14 protein-coding genes are annotated in these 20,870 nt (G+C 40.7%); 11 read left to right on the top strand and 3 right to left on the bottom strand.

The genetic code is table 11. The features are described 5' to 3' along the window. Nucleotides 1–154 precede the first annotated feature (154 nt). Nucleotides 155–2,527, bottom strand: coding sequence for a CHASE2 domain-containing serine/threonine-protein kinase (locus RMZ42_RS17315; RefSeq protein ID WP_322672542.1), 2,373 nt, complete (start codon nt 2,525–2,527; stop codon nt 155–157). Between the two features lie 736 nt (nt 2,528–3,263). On the opposite strand from RMZ42_RS17315, the gene RMZ42_RS17310 reads away from it, so the two are divergent. The 8 genes from RMZ42_RS17310 (at nt 3,264) to RMZ42_RS17275 (ending at nt 12,505) form a co-directional block, all read left to right on the top strand. Then, entirely contained in the window at nt 3,264–3,785 is a 522-nt protein-coding gene (locus tag RMZ42_RS17310) for an NYN domain-containing protein (protein WP_041565194.1), read from the top strand. A gap of 102 nt (nt 3,786–3,887) precedes the next feature. After that, entirely contained in the window at nt 3,888–5,492 is a 1,605-nt protein-coding gene (locus tag RMZ42_RS17305; RefSeq protein WP_322672541.1) for a 2-isopropylmalate synthase, read from the top strand. A gap of 244 nt (nt 5,493–5,736) precedes the next feature. Next, nucleotides 5,737–6,243 (top strand): GNAT family N-acetyltransferase, encoded by a 507-nt coding sequence (locus RMZ42_RS17300; protein WP_322672540.1) that lies wholly within the window; start codon nt 5,737–5,739, stop codon nt 6,241–6,243. A gap of 251 nt (nt 6,244–6,494) precedes the next feature. Then, nucleotides 6,495–7,157: an ester cyclase gene (locus tag RMZ42_RS17295; protein ID WP_322672539.1), complete on the top strand. Its 663-nt coding sequence runs from the start codon at nt 6,495–6,497 to the stop codon at nt 7,155–7,157. 93 nt (nt 7,158–7,250) lie between these two features. Then, nucleotides 7,251–7,388 carry a hypothetical protein gene (locus RMZ42_RS17290; RefSeq protein WP_322672538.1) on the top strand — a complete coding sequence of 46 codons (138 nt, stop codon included), beginning with the start codon at nt 7,251–7,253 and terminating at the stop codon, nt 7,386–7,388. A 463-nt stretch (nt 7,389–7,851) separates the two neighbouring features. Continuing rightward, nucleotides 7,852–8,247: a hypothetical protein gene (locus RMZ42_RS17285; protein WP_322672537.1), complete on the top strand. Its 396-nt coding sequence runs from the start codon at nt 7,852–7,854 to the stop codon at nt 8,245–8,247. A 455-nt stretch (nt 8,248–8,702) separates the two neighbouring features. Beyond that, nucleotides 8,703–9,152, top strand: coding sequence for a hypothetical protein (locus RMZ42_RS17280; RefSeq protein ID WP_322672536.1), 450 nt, complete (start codon nt 8,703–8,705; stop codon nt 9,150–9,152). A gap of 32 nt (nt 9,153–9,184) precedes the next feature. Next, the gene (locus RMZ42_RS17275) at nt 9,185–12,505 is read left to right on the top strand and encodes an NB-ARC domain-containing protein (RefSeq protein ID WP_322672535.1); all 3,321 of its coding nucleotides are present in this window, start codon (nt 9,185–9,187) and stop codon (nt 12,503–12,505) included. A gap of 310 nt (nt 12,506–12,815) precedes the next feature. On the opposite strand, the gene RMZ42_RS17270 is transcribed toward RMZ42_RS17275, so the two are convergent. Then, on the bottom strand, nt 12,816–15,272 hold the full coding sequence (locus RMZ42_RS17270) for a HEAT repeat domain-containing protein (RefSeq protein WP_322672534.1): 2,457 nt from the start codon (nt 15,270–15,272) through the stop codon (nt 12,816–12,818). A gap of 470 nt (nt 15,273–15,742) precedes the next feature. Here RMZ42_RS17270 and RMZ42_RS17265 point away from each other — a divergent pair, with 470 nt between their 5' ends. Continuing rightward, nucleotides 15,743–16,513, top strand: coding sequence for a biotin/lipoate A/B protein ligase family protein (locus RMZ42_RS17265; protein WP_322672533.1), 771 nt, complete (start codon nt 15,743–15,745; stop codon nt 16,511–16,513). Nucleotides 16,514–16,848: 335 nt separating this feature from the next. On the opposite strand, the gene RMZ42_RS17260 is transcribed toward RMZ42_RS17265, so the two are convergent. Further along, on the bottom strand, nt 16,849–18,351 hold the full coding sequence (locus RMZ42_RS17260) for an acyl--CoA ligase (RefSeq protein WP_322672532.1): 1,503 nt from the start codon (nt 18,349–18,351) through the stop codon (nt 16,849–16,851). 340 nt (nt 18,352–18,691) lie between these two features. Here RMZ42_RS17260 and RMZ42_RS17255 point away from each other — a divergent pair, with 340 nt between their 5' ends. Both RMZ42_RS17255 and RMZ42_RS17250 read left to right on the top strand, forming a co-directional pair. After that, the gene (locus RMZ42_RS17255; protein ID WP_322672531.1) at nt 18,692–19,762 is read left to right on the top strand and encodes a glycosyltransferase family 4 protein; all 1,071 of its coding nucleotides are present in this window, start codon (nt 18,692–18,694) and stop codon (nt 19,760–19,762) included. A gap of 219 nt (nt 19,763–19,981) precedes the next feature. Continuing rightward, on the top strand, nt 19,982–20,752 hold the full coding sequence (locus RMZ42_RS17250; RefSeq protein WP_322672530.1) for a WecB/TagA/CpsF family glycosyltransferase: 771 nt from the start codon (nt 19,982–19,984) through the stop codon (nt 20,750–20,752). Nucleotides 20,753–20,870 lie beyond the last annotated feature (118 nt).

Raw genomic sequence — 20,870 nt, 5'->3', positions numbered from 1 at the left:
GTAAAGACGCGATGAATCGCGTCTCTACAAATAGTCTATTTGTCGCATTATTTTTTCAAACTGGTATAAAATATTCAAATTTTTGTATCCAATACAACTATCAGATTTGGCTTTGCCTACTTAAGAACAGTTTCCAGAGTGATTGGAGATTTTTTTATTTGGAAGTTTCTTGTCCTTCTGAGTAAGATTTTGTGGGTATGTCTAAATCGTCTAAAGTATTCATTAATAAGTCATCTTCTGGAATATAGTCTCTCTGTTGGAAATTTACCAAATTGTCAAGAGCTTTAATAGCTTCAAGATCCTTAAGAGCCTCTGATGCAGACTGATATCGCTCTTTGAAGTCAGCCACCACCATTTTACTGAGAATCTGAGCTAGGGAGTGGCTGACCTGAGTGCGTAGTTTACCGCCGTAGGCATCTCTCCATTTGATTTCCCCCTTAGCGTCTCTATCTAGCTCACGGGGTGCTACACCAGTCAAGGCTTTAATCCCAACCATGCCAACTGCATAGATATCACTACTGTACTGTGGACGCCCAAAACATTGTTCGCTTGGTGCGTAACCCTGAGTACCAATACCAATGGTGAAAGGGGTGGACTCTTGAGGATCGAGCTGTTTGATGCCGACTTCTTTAACGGCTCCAAAGTCAATCAACACCAGTTTTCCGTCTGAGTGTCGCCGGATGATATTGCTGGGTTTAATATCCCGATGAATCACGTGGTTTTCATGGACAAATGTTAATGTTTGCAATAAGTCCCTGATGATTTTGATCGCGGCAATTTCATCAATTGCTCTACCTGCTGGAAGTTCTTGATTTAAAGGATGACCAATTATCTGTTCTTGGACTAAATAAAATTCTTCATCTTCTTCAAAATAGGCCAAAAGTTGAGGAATTTGAGCGTGCCTTCCCAATTTTTCTAGTGTTTGTGCTTCTGAGTGAAATAAACGTCTGGCAAGTTGCAATCCTTCTGGTTTGGTGTTGGCTGGTTTTAGTTGTTTGACAACACATCGCGGATTTCCAGGACGTTGGGTATCTTCGGCAATGTAGGTTTCACTAAATCCACCGGAACCGAGAACTTTGACAATTTTGTAGCGTCTTGCCAAGACTTTCCCTGATAAGGCTAAATCTCGTTGCTGGATTAGGTGTTGGAAGTCATCTTGTTGGCTGATAATCTCTTGGACAACGGGTGAAGTTTTATACTTCTGAAAAATGTCTACTAATTGGCGTTTTCTGATGCTTTCTCTGATGACTGAAGTTGCCAAATAGGAAATTCCGGTCATGGCGATCGCGATCGCTGGTACGCTAGTGGGAAAAACTAACTGACCATAGACAAATAACCCATAACTAATTCCTCCCCAAGCGCCAGACAAAGCGAGGCTATAGAAAAATCTATGGATGCTACGTTTGCGTCTGCTAATCATCAAGGCTGAACTGCCAACTAGCATTAGCACAAACAAACCCTGCAATGGTGGACTCTTAATTCCTGGGGCGATCGCTTTTCCTGTCATCAAAGTGGCGATCGCATTGGCGTGAATTTCCACCCCTGACATCGGTTCAGTACTATTACTACCAGCAACTGGATAATAATCATTATGTAACCGATCTGTTGCACCAATCAGCACGATTTTGTCTTTGAACACCTTTCCTTGCTGCAAATAGCTGTTCCAGTTTTGCGGATCGAGTACGTGCCAAAAAGGTTTTTGCTCAAATGTACCCGCAGGCCCCCAAAAATAAATGCGATCGCCTTTTGGTCGGGGATAATTTACTTGCGCTGCCTTCAGCGCGGCTTCATCAAAAGAGAGTCGCTTTTTGGTAAATAAATTATCTTCACCTAATAATTTGGGATACTCACTCGCTAATCGATGAACTTTTCCATCTACTTCTAAAGGAAAATTAACTGAACCAATGGATACTGACTTTGTACGAAACATTTGTTGTGGGTCTGTCAGTTGCGTAAAAGACCCTTGGTGCGTCTGGGAGTTTTCGTAAACGGCTGCTAAGGTAACTTTATTGCCATATTTTTGCAGTACTGCCTGAAATTGGCGATCGTCTGCAACTCCATAGCTGCTTGCTGTATCAAAAACTACATCTAATGCTACAGCGCGGGCACCTGCTTCGATTAATTTTGTAATTACCTGGGAGTATGCAGCCCGTTTATAAGGATAAGATTTCAGTGTTTCTAAGTAGGCATACTGTTTCGGATCTGTTTTATAGTACTGTTCGGGAACCGATATTGACTGGTCGTCTATTGCTAAAATTACGATGTCTTCTGGAGGCGCGATCGGGCCGCGCAGTTGAAAAAAGCCAGAAAGCACCTGATTTTCCATCAATTGAACCGATTCCCCACCAGAAGCGCTCAATAGTGCGCCCCCAATTGCCCAAGTACCTGCCAGTAGATGACCTAAGCGAACCATCCAGCGAGAGTGGCGAGCAGATGCTGTTGAAGTCACTTTTGTTGGTTTACTTGACAGTCTATTGGCAGTAGAGACATAGTTTTTAGTTAAGGTAGATGTAGGTTCTTCTGCCATATCGTGTTACTGATTGATTTTAGTCCAACACTTTTATTTATTCAGACCGCGTTTTAGTGTAAGCACATTGAAATAAGACTTAAATGATAATCTTATACATTTGTAAAGTATCTTCTATTCATCAACAAAATTTTATTGGCAGAGCCAGCCCCCAAAAAATTCTTACTCAACCACTACTTAATTTATTCTTTTTCTGGTGAATGAGTTACAAGTAGTGATTGTCTCATAGATCGGAGTCGGATATACTCTACCAGTGCATTTGGTTCTGGCAAGATTTTACCCTAACCTAACCAACAAGTACGTTACTAACTGGGTGCCTTACCATAAGCAGTCCAAGGCTGTCTTCTGTCTCTGGCGCAATGTTGGTAATCTCCACAAAGCGTGTCCTGATACTGACAGCTTTAGCGAAATATAGGGTTTAATTTATATCTTACCTTAAGCCGATGTGATACCTCTTTAGGAGTAAACTTTAGGGTTATGCAGCGATGAATGCTGTTATTGGGTCAATTTTCTGGGTGGATTTTGATCGCCGCGTGGCTCTTGCTGTGCTGGGTGAATCAGGTTAACATCCTGGATCTCAACTCCAATATTGCAAGCGTTTTTATGTCTTGAAAGAGGTAGGATAAAAGCTATAGATAAAGAACTACGTTATAGATATTAGCAAACAAGGCATTTGAAAATTGCTATAATCTATTGTTCCATCTAAATTCATATATATTATTAGGTGTAAATTTGTATGGGTTCTCCAATGAATCGTCTATCTATTTTTGTAGATGGAAACAATATGTTCTATGCTCAACAAAAAAATGGCTGGTTTTTTGACCCGCGACGAGTCTTAGAATACTTCAAACATGAGCAATCAGAAACAACATTAATTAATGCCTTCTGGTACACTGGCTTAAAAGATCCACAAGACCAGCGAGGTTTCAGAGACGCTCTAATTAGTCTAGGATATACAGTACGAACTAAAATTCTGAAAGAATATTATGATGATACGTCAGGTCGTTACTCGCAAAAAGCGAATTTAGATATTGAAATTGTTGTAGATATGTTTAATACAGTAGACCAGTATGACCGAGTAGTATTATTCAGTGGTGATGGAGATTTTGAAAGAGCAATCGAACTATTACGCTCAAAAAATACACATATAACGGTAGTATCAACAGAAGGAATGATTGCTAGAGAACTACGCAATGCTACAGATAGATATATAGATTTAAATGATATCAGAGATCAAATAGAAAAAACTGAAGGTTAGTAGCTTTAACAATTATTTACAAAAATAAGAGTAAAAGAAAAACTAGGGTTGAAGATATATTAAGCCACAAGTAAACACTAAACACTAAACAACAAACGGCAAATGAGAAACAAAACAGATCGAATCATCATTTTTGATACAACATTGCGAGATGGAGAGCAGTGTCCGGGAGCGACTTTGAATATAGACGAAAAGCTAGTTATTGCCAAGCAATTAGCGCGTCTAGGTGTAGATGTAATTGAAGCAGGCTTTGCGTTTGCTAGTCCCGGAGATTTTGAAGCAGTCAAGAAAATTGCTCAAATTGTCGGGACAGAAAATGGCCCGGTCATTTGTAGTTTGGCAAGAGCGATTAAAGCAGATATTGAAGCGGCTGCGGAAGCATTAAAACCAGCAGTTAATGCCAGAATTCACACATTCATTTCGACTTCTGATATTCATTTAGAGTATCAATTGCGAAAGTCACGGGCAGAAGTGTTAGCGATCGCCGAAGAAATGGTCGCTTATGCCAAATCTTTCATGACAGATGTGGAATTTTCGCCGATGGATGCGGCTCGTTCCGATCCAGAATTTTTGTACCAAGTGTTAGAGCGAACGATCGCAGCTGGTGCAACAACAGTTAACATTCCCGATACCGTAGGTTACACAACCCCTAGCGAATTTGGAGCCATAATTAAAGGCATTATCGAAAATGTCCCCAACATCGACCAAGCGATTATTTCCGTTCACGGTCATAATGATTTAGGCTTGGCAGTTGCTAACTTTTTAGAAGCCGTAAAAAATGGCGCACGGCAACTAGAATGTACGATCAATGGCATTGGCGAACGCGCCGGCAATGCATCACTCGAAGAATTGGTAATGGCGTTGCACGTGCGGCGGCAATATTTTAACCCTTATCTCGGCAGACCAGAAGATTCTCAAGAATCGCTGACAAATATCGACACCCGACAAATTTACAAAACCTCACGCTTAGTTTCCAATTTGACGGGAATGTTGGTACAACCAAATAAAGCGATCGTGGGGGCGAATGCCTTTGCCCATGAGTCTGGAATTCACCAAGATGGTGTATTAAAGAACAAGCTAACTTACGAAATTATGGATGCCCAATTGATTGGCTTAACAGACAATCAAATCGTTTTGGGCAAACATTCCGGGAGAAATGCTTTTCGGACTCGGTTGAAAGAATTGGGCTTTGAACTGTCGGATACTGAATTAAACAAAGCATTTGTCAGATTCAAAGAAGTAGCAGATAAAAAGAAAGAAATTTCCGATTGGGATTTGGAAGCGATCGTTAACGATGAAATCCAACAAGCACCCGATTTGTTCCGGGTAGAGTTGGTGCAAGTTTCCTGTGGTAGCAACGCCCGTCCCACCGCTACAGTTACTCTGCGCACCCCAGAAGGTGAAGAATTAACCGATGCTGCGATCGGTACTGGGCCAGTGGATGCAGTTTACAAAGCTATCAACCGTGTGGTGAATGTACCCAACCAGTTGATTGAGTTTTCTGTGCAGTCAGTAACAGGCGGTATTGATGCCATTGGCGAAGTGACGATTCGTTTACGTTATGAGTCTAAAGTGTTTTCTGGTCATGCAGCCAATACAGATATCATCGTGGCATCCGCGCAAGCTTATGTAAATGCGTTGAATAGGTTGTATGCATCTTTGCAAACTCAAGAAAAGCCAGAGGAAGTAACTGCACAGAAAGTCTAAGATCGGAATCTGTGAAACTGCCAGTTTTTAGCTGATGCTAACAAACTCTTCTCCAACTTTAGCTACGGTGTACACACAAGTCTGAAATAGCTGATTAATCAGGGTTTTACCCCACCCTAACCCTCCCCTTGCAAAGGGGAGGGAACTAGATAGATTTTCTTGTTTCCCCCCTTGCCAAGGGGGGATTAAGGGGGGTAATTCGACTTCTGTGTACACGGTAGCCAACTTTGGGGAGGAGTTATTTGTGATTTCTAAAAAATTGTTGGAAATTATGCTGACAGAAAAACATATAACTATCAGAGAAGCCACCAGCAAAGAAGATTCAGTGATTGCACAACACTTTTATCAAATGTGGCTAGATATTGGTGTTGATGAGAGTAATCTACTTGTGGAGTGGCAGAATATTACCCTCCAATTTCTAGAAGATGCGCGTCGAGATTTGTTTTACAAGGCTTTTATTGCAGAGGTTGATAATACAGTTGTGGGTTCTGTAAGTTGTCAACTTTTTGCAGGTTTATACCCGAATGTTTTCAAAGATGAATACCGCAAATTTGGATATATTTGGGGCGTTTATGTCGAACAATCTTACCGCAGACAAGGAATTGCCAAATCTTTAACTAATAGAGCAATTGAATATTTAAAAGCGATCGATTGCACGCGGGTGGTTCTTAACGCCTCGCCATTGGGTAAACCAGTTTACTCCAGTCTCGGTTTTTCTGAAGGAAATTTAATGCAATTAGATTTGATTTAAGGACAGCAATTTGTTGCCTTGTAGTGATGATCGAGCAACTTAAATTGATGTAAAAAGATATTTGTCAAACTTACGTTAAATAGGATAGCTTAAGTGTTCAGATGTATGTAGTTACTATTATTCTGATTTGTACTATAAGTCAAGTTTATTGAGTTGATTATGAATATTGTTTACTTTTTTGGACTTTTCGATTTACTTGATAAGCATAAAACTTTATTCTGAAAAACGATGTTTATAGTCAGTTAGCTTGTATGAGTAGCGAAAAGACAACAGAATTGCCACTCTGGGTACAAGATAGAGATATAGTTATTGCTCGTGATGAAGAAGTACAGTGGCGAGAAGGAAAACGCCCGGATTATTCATACACCAATGAATTTCTTCATCAAGAGAGTAAATTTCAGCATCCAGAAGGTTCTTTAGAAGCGATCGCTCAAAACTTAGTCCGCACTTTTGAGATGGAAGCTTCTAATAAATCTAATCCTCAACAGTGGCTTTCGATTGTTACCGAGAAGTTTAAAATGAGTACCAATGGCGGACAACAATTCACTGCTCAGGATGTTGCAGATGAAGGTACTTATAACCTGTTTTTGGGTAAAACTGAGCAATATGACTCTGAAACAGAAACCTTTGAATCTTCATTTCAAGTTTTTCATACAGCCTTTCCCAATGGCTTCCTTTGGGAATTAACAGAAGTTCTTTCGGGGCCGCCTAATGTTACCTTTAAGTGGCGACATTGGGGAACATTTAATGGTTCCTATAAGGACTATGCACCCACAGGTGAAACAATCGAAATCGTCGGAGTTAGTATTGCTCGCGTCACTGATGATTTGAAGATTGAGTCTTTAGAGCATTATTTTGATAATAATGTCTTTCTTCAGAAATTAACTGTAGGTGGTTGCCCTTTCCATTCCTAAAATCAGTAGATATAGTGTGCGTTACGCCGTAGGCTAATACCATTTCACTATAACCCTGATACATATAGATTTCGCGTAGGGGCACAACATGTTGTGCCCCTACCAACGTATTTGTATCATAATTCAAGAACGCACCTTGAATTGTTGACAGTGCGTTGCAGCAATCTGATTCGCCTAACTCACGATCGCAGCGATCGCCCACCCATCCAGTGTTATCCTCAAGAACATTAGGAATTAATTACCAAGGCAGATGACTATTACTGTCAACCTGACTTAAGCAACTGCCAAAACATTACGATATTAGTCACCAACATTACGATATTAGTGAGTAATTTTACCACATTAGTCATCAAACATTACGATATTAGTGACGAATATTACAATATTAGTCACCAACATTACGATATTAGTGAGTAATATTACCGCATTAGTCATCAAACATTACAATATTAGTCACCAACATTATAATATTAGTCATCAACATGAAAGCGATCGTGAATAAACTGAAGCTTGTATAAAGTTCAAATATATTATCTCTATAAAAATTAGCATCTAGTTCTTGACTTCAGCAAAACCACTGGAATTGCCTACAAATATTATTAGAAAAAATATAATGATTTGCGAGTTTTTCTGATACAGAATACAGCTTAATTGAGGCAAGCTAGTTCTATAAATATCTTCAAGGAGTACATCCATGCCTCGTACAAAGCGGACATCGCGGATTCTAGAAAAAGCTGAATTGAGAACGTCTGGATTTAAAGCAGTTGATTCAAACATGGATTTTGGTAATAGTTGCGATTTGGAAAATCTGACTCAATCAATTGAGGAGTTTCGCACTATGCTTGATACTTATAACAACGCTTTAGCTGTGGTTGACTCTACTAAAACGAAAATCGATGAAATGGAAAAAAAGCTAAGTAAACTTTCAGATAAGATGCTGAAGGGAGTTGGTTTCAAGTATGGCACAGACAGCAGCGAATATGAAGTAGCAGGTGGCGTTCGTGACAGCGAACGTATACGCAGAAGCAGGTTGACTCGCTTAAAAGGTAGTGCAGGGCAGACATCAGACGAAAATAAGAAATCTGCCTAGTTCTCGCATGGGTAAGCTACAGAAAAAAATAGTTAACCATAGATAAATATACAGCAGATTGCAACAGGCGTGAGATACAGATAATCGTAGGGGCACAACATGTTCATACGTGTCAACTTAACGTTAAAAGGGCGGTTAGAAACCGCGTCTACACAAACGAAACCCGCCTGCGCGGGTTAAAAACATTAATTTTCTCTTAGTCCGCGCAGGCGGACTTTGTTTGTGTAGCCGCGAATTGCATTCGCACAGGCTTAAGTTGACACCAGTGCAATATGTTGTGCCCCTACCCGTGTACTTAATTTACCTAAAATATGCTGTACCTGCATTTCTCACAAGCGGTGCGTAGCTTGCCAACCTAGGCATCGCCAAAATTATTACATTAAGTGATTACCCTGAGTTTGACCGCTTATTTGACCGCTTATTATCAGGTGTTGATACAGAATTAGAGTAAGCAAATGGATATAATAACTTTGACTACTTTCCTGACTCCTTTTTTACCGTACTTACTGAAGGCAGGAGAGAAAGCAGCTGAAGAAGCTGGTAAGAAATTGGGTGAAGGGTTTGGTGCTAATGCCTGGGAAAAAGCTAAGGCTTTGTGGACTAAGCTGCAACCAAAGGTAGAGGCAAAGCCAATGGCGAAAGGTGCAGTAGAAGAATTGGCCAATTCTCCTAATGATGCAGATGCGAAAGAAACACTCCAGAAGCAACTCAAGAAATTTCTGGATGAAGATAAAAATTTATATGCTGAGATTGCCCGTTTGATGCAAGAAGATTCAGAGGCAATCTCTAAAGTTGTTAATAGTTTTAATCAAACAATATCTGGTGATGACAACGCAGTGCAAAACATTGCGGGTGATGGTAATAAGGCGATTGGCACAGTGGGAGGTGATGCAACTATCAATTAGTCAGAAAACTAGAATAATAGGAAGTTAAAACTGTGCAGAAAAGAAGCCTGAGAAGGTTATGGAAGCAGATAATACTTTTTTTATCTAACTTAGCTGGCTTTTTGAGAGGGAATCGTCGGAGATTAAAACGTAGGCGACATCTACTTAGAGATGAAGTTGCTCAAAGCCGTTTAGATAAGCATATTCAGTCTCAGGTTGAACAACCAATTTTAGGTAACGTAGAAAACAATAAAGCTTCTGTAACCAGTTTAAATCCTGATATTAAATCTCAGTTTAAACAAACAATTTCAGGTAATAAAAATGTTGGTCAAAACGTTGAGGGTGACAACAACATTATTGTAGGTCAGGTAGAAGGCAGCCTCACTATTAATTATCATCGCCCAACTGACAGACCTTTTCAAGCACCGAGTTTACCTGCCCATTTTGTCGATCGCCCACAAGTTACTGTAGAAATTAAAGCTCGTCTACTGTCAAATACATCTAATGCTGGTGCTTTGCTCATCAGTGCTATTCACGGTTTAGGTGGCATTGGCAAGACAACTTTAGTTACTGCCCTTGCCCATGATGAAGATATCCAAAAACGTTTTTCTGGTGGTGTGCTTTGGGCAACTTTGGGACAGGAACCAGATATTCTCTCTGAGTTGAGTAAGTGGGTACAAGCTCTAGAAGGAGACTATAAGATTAGCGCAACTAACATAGAGACTGCTAAAGCCCATTTGCGAAGTTTACTACATGATAAAGCAGTTTTACTGATAGTTGATGATGCTTGGGAACCAGATAAAGTTAAACCCTTTCTGGTAGCAAGTTCCCAATCCCAGCTATTAATCACTTCGCGGCGTGCTGATGTGGCTGATGCCGTAGGTGCTTCTTTGCAACAATTGAATTTGATGACACCAGAAGAATCTCTGGAATTAATTTCTAAGTCTTTAGAACGACAAATAGAAGGAGAAGAGAAACAAGAGGCTTTGAGAGTAGCCAAGACTGTAGGATACCTACCCATCGCACTGAATTTGGTAGCAGCAAGAGTTAAACGGGGAGTTGCATGGGTGAAGCTGGAAACGGCTTTGAAACAAGAGGTTGCAAACTTAAAAATATTATACGGGCCGCGTCAAGAAAACTTTTTAGAAGCAACCTTTAATTTAAGCCTGAAAGCTTTGAGGGACTTTAACGAACAAGCTTGGGAAAATTTTATTTGGTTGGGAGTTTTGCCAGAGGATGTAACAATAGCCGTACCAATGGCAGTCACGCTCTGGAATATGGAATCGCAGGATGAAGTTGATGAGCGTTTAGAGCTACTTTGGAATGATGCCTTACTTCAGTCTGATTCACCTGTATTTGTCGGGGGTGTTGAGTGCAAAGGCTATAGGATACATGACTTATTGCATGATGTAGCTCGTAGCCTATTAATTAAATCTCCGCCTACGGGAATGGGTTTTAATTTACTCAATGCTCACAGCCAACTGCTAGAACGGTATCGGCTAAAGACTGAAAAAAATCTTTGGCATACCCTGCTTAATGATGGTTACATTCATCAAAATTTAGTTTGGCATTTAGAAAAGGCTGGACTGGTAGAAGAGATTCACCAGTTATTACGGGAAGAATCGCAGGCAGGAAACAATGGCTGGTATGAAGTGCGAGAAAAATTAGGGCAAACTGAAGGTTACATAACAGATATTTCTCGTGCTTGGGAACTAATAGAAGCGAATTGGACTGAATCACCCCTACCCCAAGTTGTGAGTTTGCAGTGTCGCTATGCTTTGATCACTGCATCCCTAAATAGTTTGGCAGCAAACGTACCAAAAGAACTGCTAGTTGCATTGGTCAAAAACAATATTTGGACTCCTGAACAAGGACTAAGTTACGCCTTGCAAAACCCGTATCAAGAGCAAAAGGTGTATTTACTTACAAAACTAGTTGACTATTTGTCACCAGATTATAAAGAAATAGCGCTGCAAAAAGCCCTGGCGACAGCAAGGACAATTCAAGATGAGTCTTTTCATGCTTTTGCCCTAGCAGTCTTAGTTGAAAAATTGCCAGAGTTGTTGTCAGAAGCACTAACCGCAGCAAGGGCGATTCAAATTAACGAGTATCGTGCCTCTGCCTTAACTGTCTTAGCCGAAAAATTGCCAGAGTTGTTGCCAGAAGCACTAACCGTAGCAAGCTCGATTCAAATTGAGGAATATCGCACTGATGCTCTGAAAGCCTTAGCTAAAAAACTACCGGCAGAGTTGTTGCCAGAAGCACTAACCGCAGTAAGGGCAATTCAGAATGAGGAATATCGTGCCTCTGCTCTTTGTGCCCTGTCTAATAAACTACCAGAGTTATTACCAGAAGCGCTAACGGTAGCAAAGACCATTCAAAATGAGTATTATCGTACTGAGGCTTTGAGAGCTTTAATTGATCAACTGCCAGAGTTGTTACCAGAAGCACTAACGGCAGCAAGAGCAATTCAGGATGAGTATGATCACGCTTATGCATTGATAGGTTTAGTTGACAAACAGCCAGAGTTGTTAACAGAAGCATTAACGGCGGCAAAAGCAATCCAGGATGAGGAGGATCGTGCTGATGCCCTTTGTGCTTTAGCCGACAAACTGTCGTTGCAGTTATTGCCAGTAGCACTAACGGCAGCAAGAGCAATTCAGTATGAGAGTTATCGTGCTGATACTTTAAGTGCCTTAGCTAATAAATTGCCAGAAGTATTGCTAGAAGCGCTGGCAGCTGCAAGAGCGATTCAGGATGAAGAGTATTGCACTTCTGCTCTACAAACAGTCTTAACCGACAAACTGCCAGAGTTATTATCAAAAGCCCAGGTGGCAGCAAGCTTGATGAATGATGAAGATCATACAGTTAACCTTTGTGCCTTAGACGACAAACAGCCGCCACACTTGTTGTCAAAATCAAAAGCTCTTGCCGCAGCAAGAGCGATTGAGGATGGGTATTCTCGCGTTAATGCTCTTATAGCTTTAAGTGATATGCTCCCGGAACTCTTGCCAGAAGCACTGACGGCAGCAAGAGCAATTCAAGATAAGGAGGATCGTGCTGATGCTCTTTGTATCTTAACTGACAAACTCCCAGAGTTGTTGCCAGAAGCGTTAGCAGCGGCAAGGGCAATTCAAAATGAAAATTATTTTGTCTCTGCGCTGAGAGCTTTAGCTTTTGGTTTATCACAGATGTCATCTGCTGAACTTTTTCCCCTTTGGCAAGATATACTTCATCAATTGTCTCTTAGTACTCGCCTTCAATTGCTCCAAGGTATAAAAGCATTGTTTCCGGCTATTTTTGTATTAGGTGGCCAAGCAGCAAGGACAGAAATTGCTCGTGCTATTCAAGATGTGGCACGATGGTGGCGATAAAGAGACGTGGATATAGGGGAACAGGAAGATGCAAAGACGGAGGGATGCAGTATTTATAGTTTTAGGCAAAGTGCGATCACTATTTACAGCTACTCAACCCAGTTCTCTAACAACAGCGTAGGAATGCGAGGTATCTAATTTACAAACTCTCTCTGGTGTCCATGAGTGACCGATCGCAATTAGTCATAAAATCATCGGAGAAATCGTCTAAACTGTCGATGAGCGATCGCCAGGGGTCGGAGTCAACCACCAACTGAAAATCAAACCACTGTTGCAGCAATTACAGGCAGAATCACAACCTGGCAATTAATCATGGTATTACTGTTTGCACAGTACTAACTGGTGTATTGACTGGAGGTGTAAACCCAGCGAGTTTACCCAACTTTTGGGGTACAAAATCTGTTTCTTTGCTACCTTGAACCTCAGATAAGTAGCAATCTCGCACTGCTAACAACAAGCCTTTGATGGCATCTGGTGCGCCTGTTTTAACTAAATCGTCTGCCTTTTTGAAAAAATGCGATCGCCATTTGCCATCGTTATTGCCATACAATTCGATTAAATACCAACCTGCAAGATACTCAGCTAAAGGGTCAAGACAAAAACGAATTCTATCTTTGGCAGAACCGATAGTTTGAATTAGGTGTAGGCGTTTTTCCAGATAATTGAGGTGTGCTTCCGGGTCATCAATACCCAAAGCTGCTAATGCAGCAACCGCATCTGCACGCTTGGCGGTTCCTGGTTGATAACTTTGCTGCAAACATTCCCAGGCGATGGTTTTGGCAATTTGATGAACAGTGCGGTCATCAAATTGATTGTCTGTAACATCACGATTAAGTTCATTGATATAACCCAGCATCAAATTAGGAATATTCTCTGGCAACGCAGAAATATTCGATGCAACCTCTTTACTGGCAATTAACTGTTCAGCATAAAGTTTAGCCAGCAAGACAGTGATATTATTTTGACCAACCATGAGAGATAGGCGGTTGCAAGCGTCAAAAAATTCTTGATCGGTAAAGCGATCGCGTTTACCTCGCTGCATGAGATAAGCTTCCATAAAGGACGATAGTTTATTCGCCTCAATCCGCAAAGGTTTAATTATCGTCTTATTAACCCGCCCCAGCTTTTCCTCAATTCGGGAAGTGATCGCTAATGCATTCACCGGAAACTCTGGCGACTCCGGCTCAATTGCTTCTCGTGTAGTGGCATTCATTTCTGAGAATCGGTCTACAATTACTAAAATGCGTTTCTTTCTTAACAAACGTAACAGTAATTCTTGACAAATCGGCTCTGGCTCATCAATTAAAGCTTGCAACTGTCCTCTGATGGCTTCTAAAAGCGGTGACTTACCTTCAGTTAGCCGAAATTCTTCTTCCAAAAGCACAGGTAACATCAAATGTTTGCAGAGTTGTTGGTCTTCATCTTCAGCCATTGCCCAGCCAGCGATTCGACACGCTAAACTGGTTTTACCTACACCTCCTTCCCCACCAATTACTAGACAGCTACGTTGTTTCTCGAAAGTTGAGCGCAAATTCTCATTCATCAGTTGGGGAACTGTTGTACCATCCAGAACAACGGGAATAGGAATGTAACAGGCGCGACTGCTAACTGTATCCTTTTTGGGAAATTGTTCGCGGGCTGCTTTGATATATTTAGCTACCCACGCATCTAATACTCTGGGATGGTAATGAAACCAGCCAACAAATAGCACATATCGCAGAGGTACATTAACGCTGATAAATGGGAGAGAAAAATCTGTGTAGGGTTTGAGGGCGTTGTTAATTTTCAACAACCATAAAGGGGCTACCCGCAAGAGAATTAACCAAATACAAGGCAATAAGATAAGGTAGGCGGCAATTCCCAAAAGTAATTTATGCTTAAATAGCGATTCCAAAACTCTATCAAAGAGGCGAGTTTCTTTTTCTGCTTTCAGGGCATTGAGAGGGCGACGTATCAGCCTAATGTCCGTCTCTGTGAATTTATCTTTGTATTTTTGTATAGTTGCCAATACCTGCTCAAAGTCTGAGATGACTTTCTGCAACTTCGAGGTAGGTAAAGCATTGGCCTTGTCCTGAAAGCCTGCCGCGATTCCTCCTAAACCTTTGATAGCACCTAAACGCACGTAAAACTGGTTATCATTCAACAGGGCAATTAAATTCGGGACAGAAGATACTGCATCTGTACCCATTGCACCCAGAGCGTAGGCAGAATTGTAACGTACAGTGGGGTTCTTATCTTTTAAGGCAGCAGTTAATACTGGGACAGCTACTTTTGCTTCGACACCAATTTTTCTGAGTGCAGAAGGAACATAAATGCGAACGAATTGCTCCTTGTCTTGTAATGCCGCCATCAACGATGGAACTGCTGCCTTGGCTGCTGTACCAATATTTCCTAAAGCTAAGGTGGCGTACAGGCGGACTTGTCCATCTTCATCTTGCAATGCCGCACTTAAGGCTGGGACTGCTGGTGCTGCTTCTGCACCCAAATCTCCTAAAACCGAAGCGGCGTGCCAACGAAGATTAATATCCTGATTTTTCAACGCTTCAATCAGAGATGGTACTGCTGCCGAACCGATATTAACTAATGCATCTGCTGCAAGGCTTCTGATGTGGGCATCGTTATCTATCAGCTTCTCAATCAGAGGAGAAATTTTGCTGTCAGCAGTGATTTGCGCCCAACTATTGCTTGTGCATAGTAGGAACAGTGTCAGGCATAAGACAACCACCTTGAGCGCACTAAGTAATACTTGTCTGGTATGCTTTGTCATTGAATCGGATTGAATCACCCGATGAACAACTCCAGTCAGAGAAACTATACCTAAGATTGTAATCTAACTGTCAATGTGGGTTAGCGATGTCTACGACGGGCTATGACGCTCGCAGACTCGCTATCGGCGTCGCACTGGTTTACCCCCGCTTTCAACCTTTGGCTTCAACGAAAAGTCAGCACGGGAGATTATAAAGCCTTACCAAATCAACCACTCTTGTAATGGTCACAAAATTACTGACTGGGAAAAATTTGAAAAATTTGTCGAGGTTAATGGGGATAAAACTCAAGTAGAGATGGCTATTGTTTGCATAAATCCTGGAAGATTAAAAATCTAAAATTGAATACAGTTTTGCCTTTAATAAACATTTTGATGAAATTCATAAACAGATTTTTCCTGATAATCTGAAACAAAAGTATTATTAAATACTGGTATTAGGATGTCAATATCTTTACCAAAGTCCGAAACCTATGAGAGAATTAGCAACCGAGCCACCATCTACCTGGCGTTTTATCCCAATGCTTCAGACATCAGGAGGAGTACAAATGGCGATCGATGCTTGGTTGTTCAACCAATGTGAAAAGGGACAGCACCCGCCTACCTTGCGTTTTTATACCTGGCATCCCCACGCCCTCTCCTTGGGACATCTGCAAAAACAATGGCCTGCCCAATGGCATAATCTGATTTATCAGGGACAGCCACTCGATCTAGTTCGTCGTCCAACAGGAGGTAGAGCTGTTCTCCACCAAGGAAACTTGACCTACTCTGTGATTACCTCAGCTAGTACTGGAAAAAGCTGGGGTACTTATGAAAAAATCTGTAACTTTTTAATCCAAGGCTGGCAAACCTTGGGTATTGAGTTAAGTTATGGTTCTGCTGGACGGGGTTACATTCATAATCCCAGTTGTTTCAACACAGCAACAGCAGCTGACTTAGTTACTGCCGATGGAAGTAAATTTATTGGTAGTGCCCAACGCAAGGGGAAAAATACCATTCTTCAACACGGCTCGATGATTTTATCTACAGACAAAGGTTTATTTCAGCAAATCTTTGAACAATCGGCTCCGTGGAATACTTCACTTTGCAATACACAGGACGAGGATAACTGGATTGCAAAGATTGTGGAGACATTGACAGAGACGGCAAGACAATACTTTGGTATAGAACTAGTTACCCAACCATTTACCGATCTCGAATGGGAAGATATCCTCAAATTGCGATCGCTGTATGAAGTGCGTTAGCGTAGCTCACCGTAAGTATCGCCTGTTGCAAAACTTGAGATTATGTAATAAATACGTATAATACCAAAGTTTTTTGGAAGTAAAATCGCTGTACAGTGTAGTTTTGCAGTGTAAATAAAAAGTTGACATTTCAATTTACATCATTTGCTGTAAAAGCGATCGTTTCATTCGTTGCCACACCAGAACAGCGTAACTTCAGTATCACTCAGAAGGATCTGACTGTTCAATCTCTGTTTTTGTAGATTGCATAGACGTTTGTGATTTTGACGATCGGTCTATTGAGAGCGTGTTCGCTGTGGGTGTGCCAGATCGTTTAGTAAACTACCGTTATCTCCCTATTCCCCTATATTCAGCAATTTCGCCATCGCTAACCGTTGCAGTTTACCGGTAGCACCACGAGGTAGTTGCTCTAAAATGTGAATTTGCCTGGGAACTTTGAAGTCTGCCAGCATAGTTGCACAGTGAGCTAAAAGTTCTTTTTCGCTAGCTTCTGCTTTTAGAACAACAGCTGCGTGGATATCTTCTCCTAAAGATTTGTGGGGGACGGCAAAGGCTAAGGCTTCGGCGACGGCGGAATGGCGTAGCAAGACATCATCCACTTCTAAAGGAGAAATTTTTTCCCCACCCCGGTTAATCAATTCTTTAATCCGTCCAGTCAAGCGGAGGTAGCCATCTGCATCAACTGTACCTTGATCCCCTGTACGGAACCAACCGTTTACAAAAGCAGTGGCGTTAGCTTCTGGATTGTTTTCGTAGCCATCTATAACGTTGGGTGCTTTTACCACCACCTCGCCCAAGCTTCCCTGAGATAACAGGTTGCCTTCAGAATCCATAATGCCGACTTCTACGCCAAAGCCATAACCTACAGTACCTAGTTTTCTGACTTTTGGCGGTAGGGGATTGGTGGTCATTAAGTGAGATGCTTCAGTCATGCTGTAAGATTCCACCACAGGAGCATTCAGAGTTGCCTCTAACTGTTCAATGATAATCGGCGGCAAAGAAGCGCTACTAGAGCGAATGAAACGAAAACGGTTAGCTTTGACAATTTCTGTATTACGGCTAGCGCGCACCAAAATTGTCTGGTGCATGGTTGGCGCTGCGGAGTACCAGGTGGGTTTGTAAGTATCTACCAGTTTCCAAAACTCCAAGGCATTAAAACCATTGGGACAAACTAATGTACCGCCCGAAGCCAGAGTTGCCAGCAAACAGCCCACCAATCCGTGAACATGGAACAAGGGCATTAGGCAAAGTGTAGTATCAGCTGCTGTGAGTGAGTAAGCACTAATCAGATTGCCGGCTGAAGCAATTAAGTTGCGATGACGAATCGGCACACGCTTGGGACGACTGGTAGTGCCGCTAGTGTGGAGAATCATCGCTATATCATCAGCGTTGGGGGCTGTGGGATTCGCGGATTCTGCTGGTTCTGAACCTGTTTTGACTGATTCAAAGCTTAATGTGCCGTCAGTATTTATCTTGGCATTAATCACCATCATATCAGGTGTGACACTAGCAATGGCTGCTTCTGACCCTTCAGACAACGTAATCAGTGCTTTTGCTTGGGTATCTTGGTAGTAAAAGGCAAATTCTTCTTGTTTGTATTTGGGATTTAAGGGTGCAGCAGTGCCACATAAGGCAGCAGCCAAAAAGGTAATTGCCATTGGTGAACCGTTAGTCATGGCAATGGCAATGCGTTCTCCCCGTTTCAATCCAAAGCTGTTGAGTTGAGATACCAGTGCAATAACATTCTCGCGCAATTGCTTATAGGTTAGCGATCGCCCATCAGGTGTAACTAGGGCTGGATGATTGTCTTCTCCTACTAAAAGCTCAAATAAATTCATTGGTTTTTCCAACCTGTAAATATATGATTTAGCTTAAACAAAAAATTGTTACTTAGCTTTGAGTTATGAGAGAGTGCTAGAATGCTGTTATTAACAACAATGTTTTAAACATCCTCATAACAATTTCTCTGACAGATTTTTGTTATGGAGATCATCCTGTAAAATCATAAAAGTATACATTGAATAAATTTGTGGCTCTGCGCTCAAACAGATAGAGTTATTAGGATTAATTCTCAAAATGCTTTGGGAGTACGCCCTTGGATATAAACTAGAATAAATTCATTCAATAGTTTATATAAATATCTGTGTACTCAATTTTCAAAATATATTAATAGCAATTATGAGTCCCATAAAAATTACTATGTTGGGCGAAAGCTTGGAGCGCCAAGGTGGAATAGTTTCTGTGGAAAAGCTCATTCTTGAAGAAACTACTTCTGATATTCAAATTAAACACATTACAACTTTACCAAATGGTTCTACTGTCTATAAAGTGTTAGTGTTTTTGCAAGCAATAGGTGAGTTATTTTGGAACTTATTAAACCAAAGAGCTGACCTAATTCACATCCATGTTTCAGATAGAGGTAGCGCTTTTCGTCATTCAATCACTACTCTGATTGGTTGGCTATTTCAAAAGCCAGTAATTATTCATACTCATAGTGCTGATTTTCATTTGTTTTACTCAAAACTACCCCAATGGCTTAAGCAGTGGCTAAGTTGGTCGTTTTGTAAATGTACGCGTTTCATCGTTTTATCAGATAGCTGGAAAAAATTCTACATTGAGAATCTTGGCTTGAAATCAGAACAAGTTATTGTTCTGCCTAACCCGGTAAAAATTCCCGCACAAATACCACAGCGAAGAGATTCCAAACAAATATTTTTCTTATTTTTAGGGCGCATTGGTGAGCGCAAAGGCACTTTTGATTTAATTAAAGCATTTGCTTCTATGCCTGTTGCTCAACAAAGCCAAGCTAAGTTAGTTATAGCCGGGGATGGAGATGTAGAACAAGCTCGTAGTTTGCTCCCAACTCTAAATCTTACTGACTACATCACTATTCTTGATTGGGTAGATCGAGAAAAACGCGACGATCTTTTCACTAAAGCTGATGTCTTTGTGTTACCTTCCTACAACGAAGGTTTGCCTATGGCACTATTAGAAGCAATGAGTTGGGGTTTGGCAGTTATCACTACCGCAGTAGGAGGAATACCCGAAATAGTTACTCAAAATCAGAATGGTTTATTAGTTAATCCGGGGGATATTCAACAATTGTCAGAAGCAATGCAATCTTTAATTGCAGACGAAAATCTGAGAATATCTTTGGGAAATAATGCACGAGCCAGAGTTAAACACTTGGACATCAACAAATATCTTACATCTTTAAGAGGTATTTATACAGCACTTATCAATCGATAAGCATCTTAATGAAAGTAGGTTTAACTTACTTACCCTATGTATGAAACACAAAATTCAAAAACGACGTAATTTATTCTGTATGCAAGGATAATAGGTGTTACCAAGATAGGATTTTATTTAAAAGTAGGAAAATTTAAGGCAGCGATAAAGGTATTATTATTTTGTGGTTTTGAGTCTTCTAAACTTGGTATACTGGCTAATAAGTGAAGGAGCGCAGAAATGAAAACTTTTCCGGAAGTTAAATTGTTTGATACAAGATTTCATAAAGTTCAAGTACAAGAATTAGTTGATTATTTAATAGAAGTAGCCAAAAATAAAAAAAAGACAGTTGTAGGACATGTGAATATCAGAGCCATGAATTTTGCTTATGAAAAGTCTTGGTATCGAGATTTTTTGAATAAGGCTGATTTAGTATTTTGTGACGGATTTGGTGTAATGGTAGGAGCTAGATTCAATGGTTATTCAATGCAATCTGCACATCGAATGACAGCACCAGATTACATAGAAGATTTAGTATTAAAGTGCGAGCGAGAAAACCTTTCTTTATTTTTGTTAGCTGGAAAACCTGGCGTAGTAGATAAGGCAATTACTAAGTTAGGATCAATTGCGCCTAATTTACGCGTACAAGGACATCATGGTTATTTTGATAAATCAGGAAAAGAGAATGATTTGGTAATAGAAAAAATTAATAAATTCCAAGCAGATATTTTATATATTGGTTTTGGTATGCCATTACAGGAACGCTGGATTTTAGATAACTTCAATAAAATTGAAACTACTGTATTTTTACCTTTAGGTGCTTGTCTAGATTTTTATACTGACTCTATATATCGCGGCCCGCGTTGGCTGACTGATAATGGTCTGGAGTGGTTAACACGCTTAATTACTGAACCTACTCGTTTAGCAGACCGTTATATTGTAGGCATTCCATTATTTTTTTATCGCGTAGTTAAAAAGCGAATCACTCAAGGAATGATAACAAATCGCTAAATAAATTTTTCTAAATTTTGCATTTGTTATAACCATGACTGCCCAAAAGTGGCTAATTCTTTCCCCTAGCTGTGCAGCCAAGACTAGAATTAGAATTGACGTGACATTCTCCTAGTAG

Source organism: Nostoc sp. DedQUE05 (genome assembly GCF_034530955.1).
Classification (GTDB): Bacteria; Cyanobacteriota; Cyanobacteriia; order Cyanobacteriales; family Nostocaceae; genus Nostoc.
The sequence above is the reverse complement of the archived record's forward strand: the minus strand, read 5'-3'. Positions and strand labels throughout refer to the sequence as shown.

Excerpts from the sequence above, each read along its gene's own strand:
- RMZ42_RS17315 (WP_322672542.1), bottom strand. The coding sequence starts at position 2,527 with ATGGCAGAAGAACCTACATCTACCTTAACTAAAAACTATGTCTCTACT.
- RMZ42_RS17310 (WP_041565194.1), top strand. The coding sequence starts at position 3,264 with ATGGGTTCTCCAATGAATCGTCTATCTATTTTTGTAGATGGAAACAAT.
- RMZ42_RS17305 (WP_322672541.1), top strand. The coding sequence starts at position 3,888 with ATGAGAAACAAAACAGATCGAATCATCATTTTTGATACAACATTGCGA.
- RMZ42_RS17295 (WP_322672539.1), top strand. The coding sequence starts at position 6,495 with ATGAGTAGCGAAAAGACAACAGAATTGCCACTCTGGGTACAAGATAGA.
- RMZ42_RS17285 (WP_322672537.1), top strand. The coding sequence starts at position 7,852 with ATGCCTCGTACAAAGCGGACATCGCGGATTCTAGAAAAAGCTGAATTG.
- RMZ42_RS17280 (WP_322672536.1), top strand. The coding sequence starts at position 8,703 with ATGGATATAATAACTTTGACTACTTTCCTGACTCCTTTTTTACCGTAC.
- RMZ42_RS17270 (WP_322672534.1), bottom strand. The coding sequence starts at position 15,272 with ATGACAAAGCATACCAGACAAGTATTACTTAGTGCGCTCAAGGTGGTT.
- RMZ42_RS17265 (WP_322672533.1), top strand. The coding sequence starts at position 15,743 with ATGAGAGAATTAGCAACCGAGCCACCATCTACCTGGCGTTTTATCCCA.
- RMZ42_RS17260 (WP_322672532.1), bottom strand. The coding sequence starts at position 18,351 with ATGAATTTATTTGAGCTTTTAGTAGGAGAAGACAATCATCCAGCCCTA.
- RMZ42_RS17255 (WP_322672531.1), top strand. The coding sequence starts at position 18,692 with ATGAGTCCCATAAAAATTACTATGTTGGGCGAAAGCTTGGAGCGCCAA.
- RMZ42_RS17250 (WP_322672530.1), top strand. The coding sequence starts at position 19,982 with ATGAAAACTTTTCCGGAAGTTAAATTGTTTGATACAAGATTTCATAAA.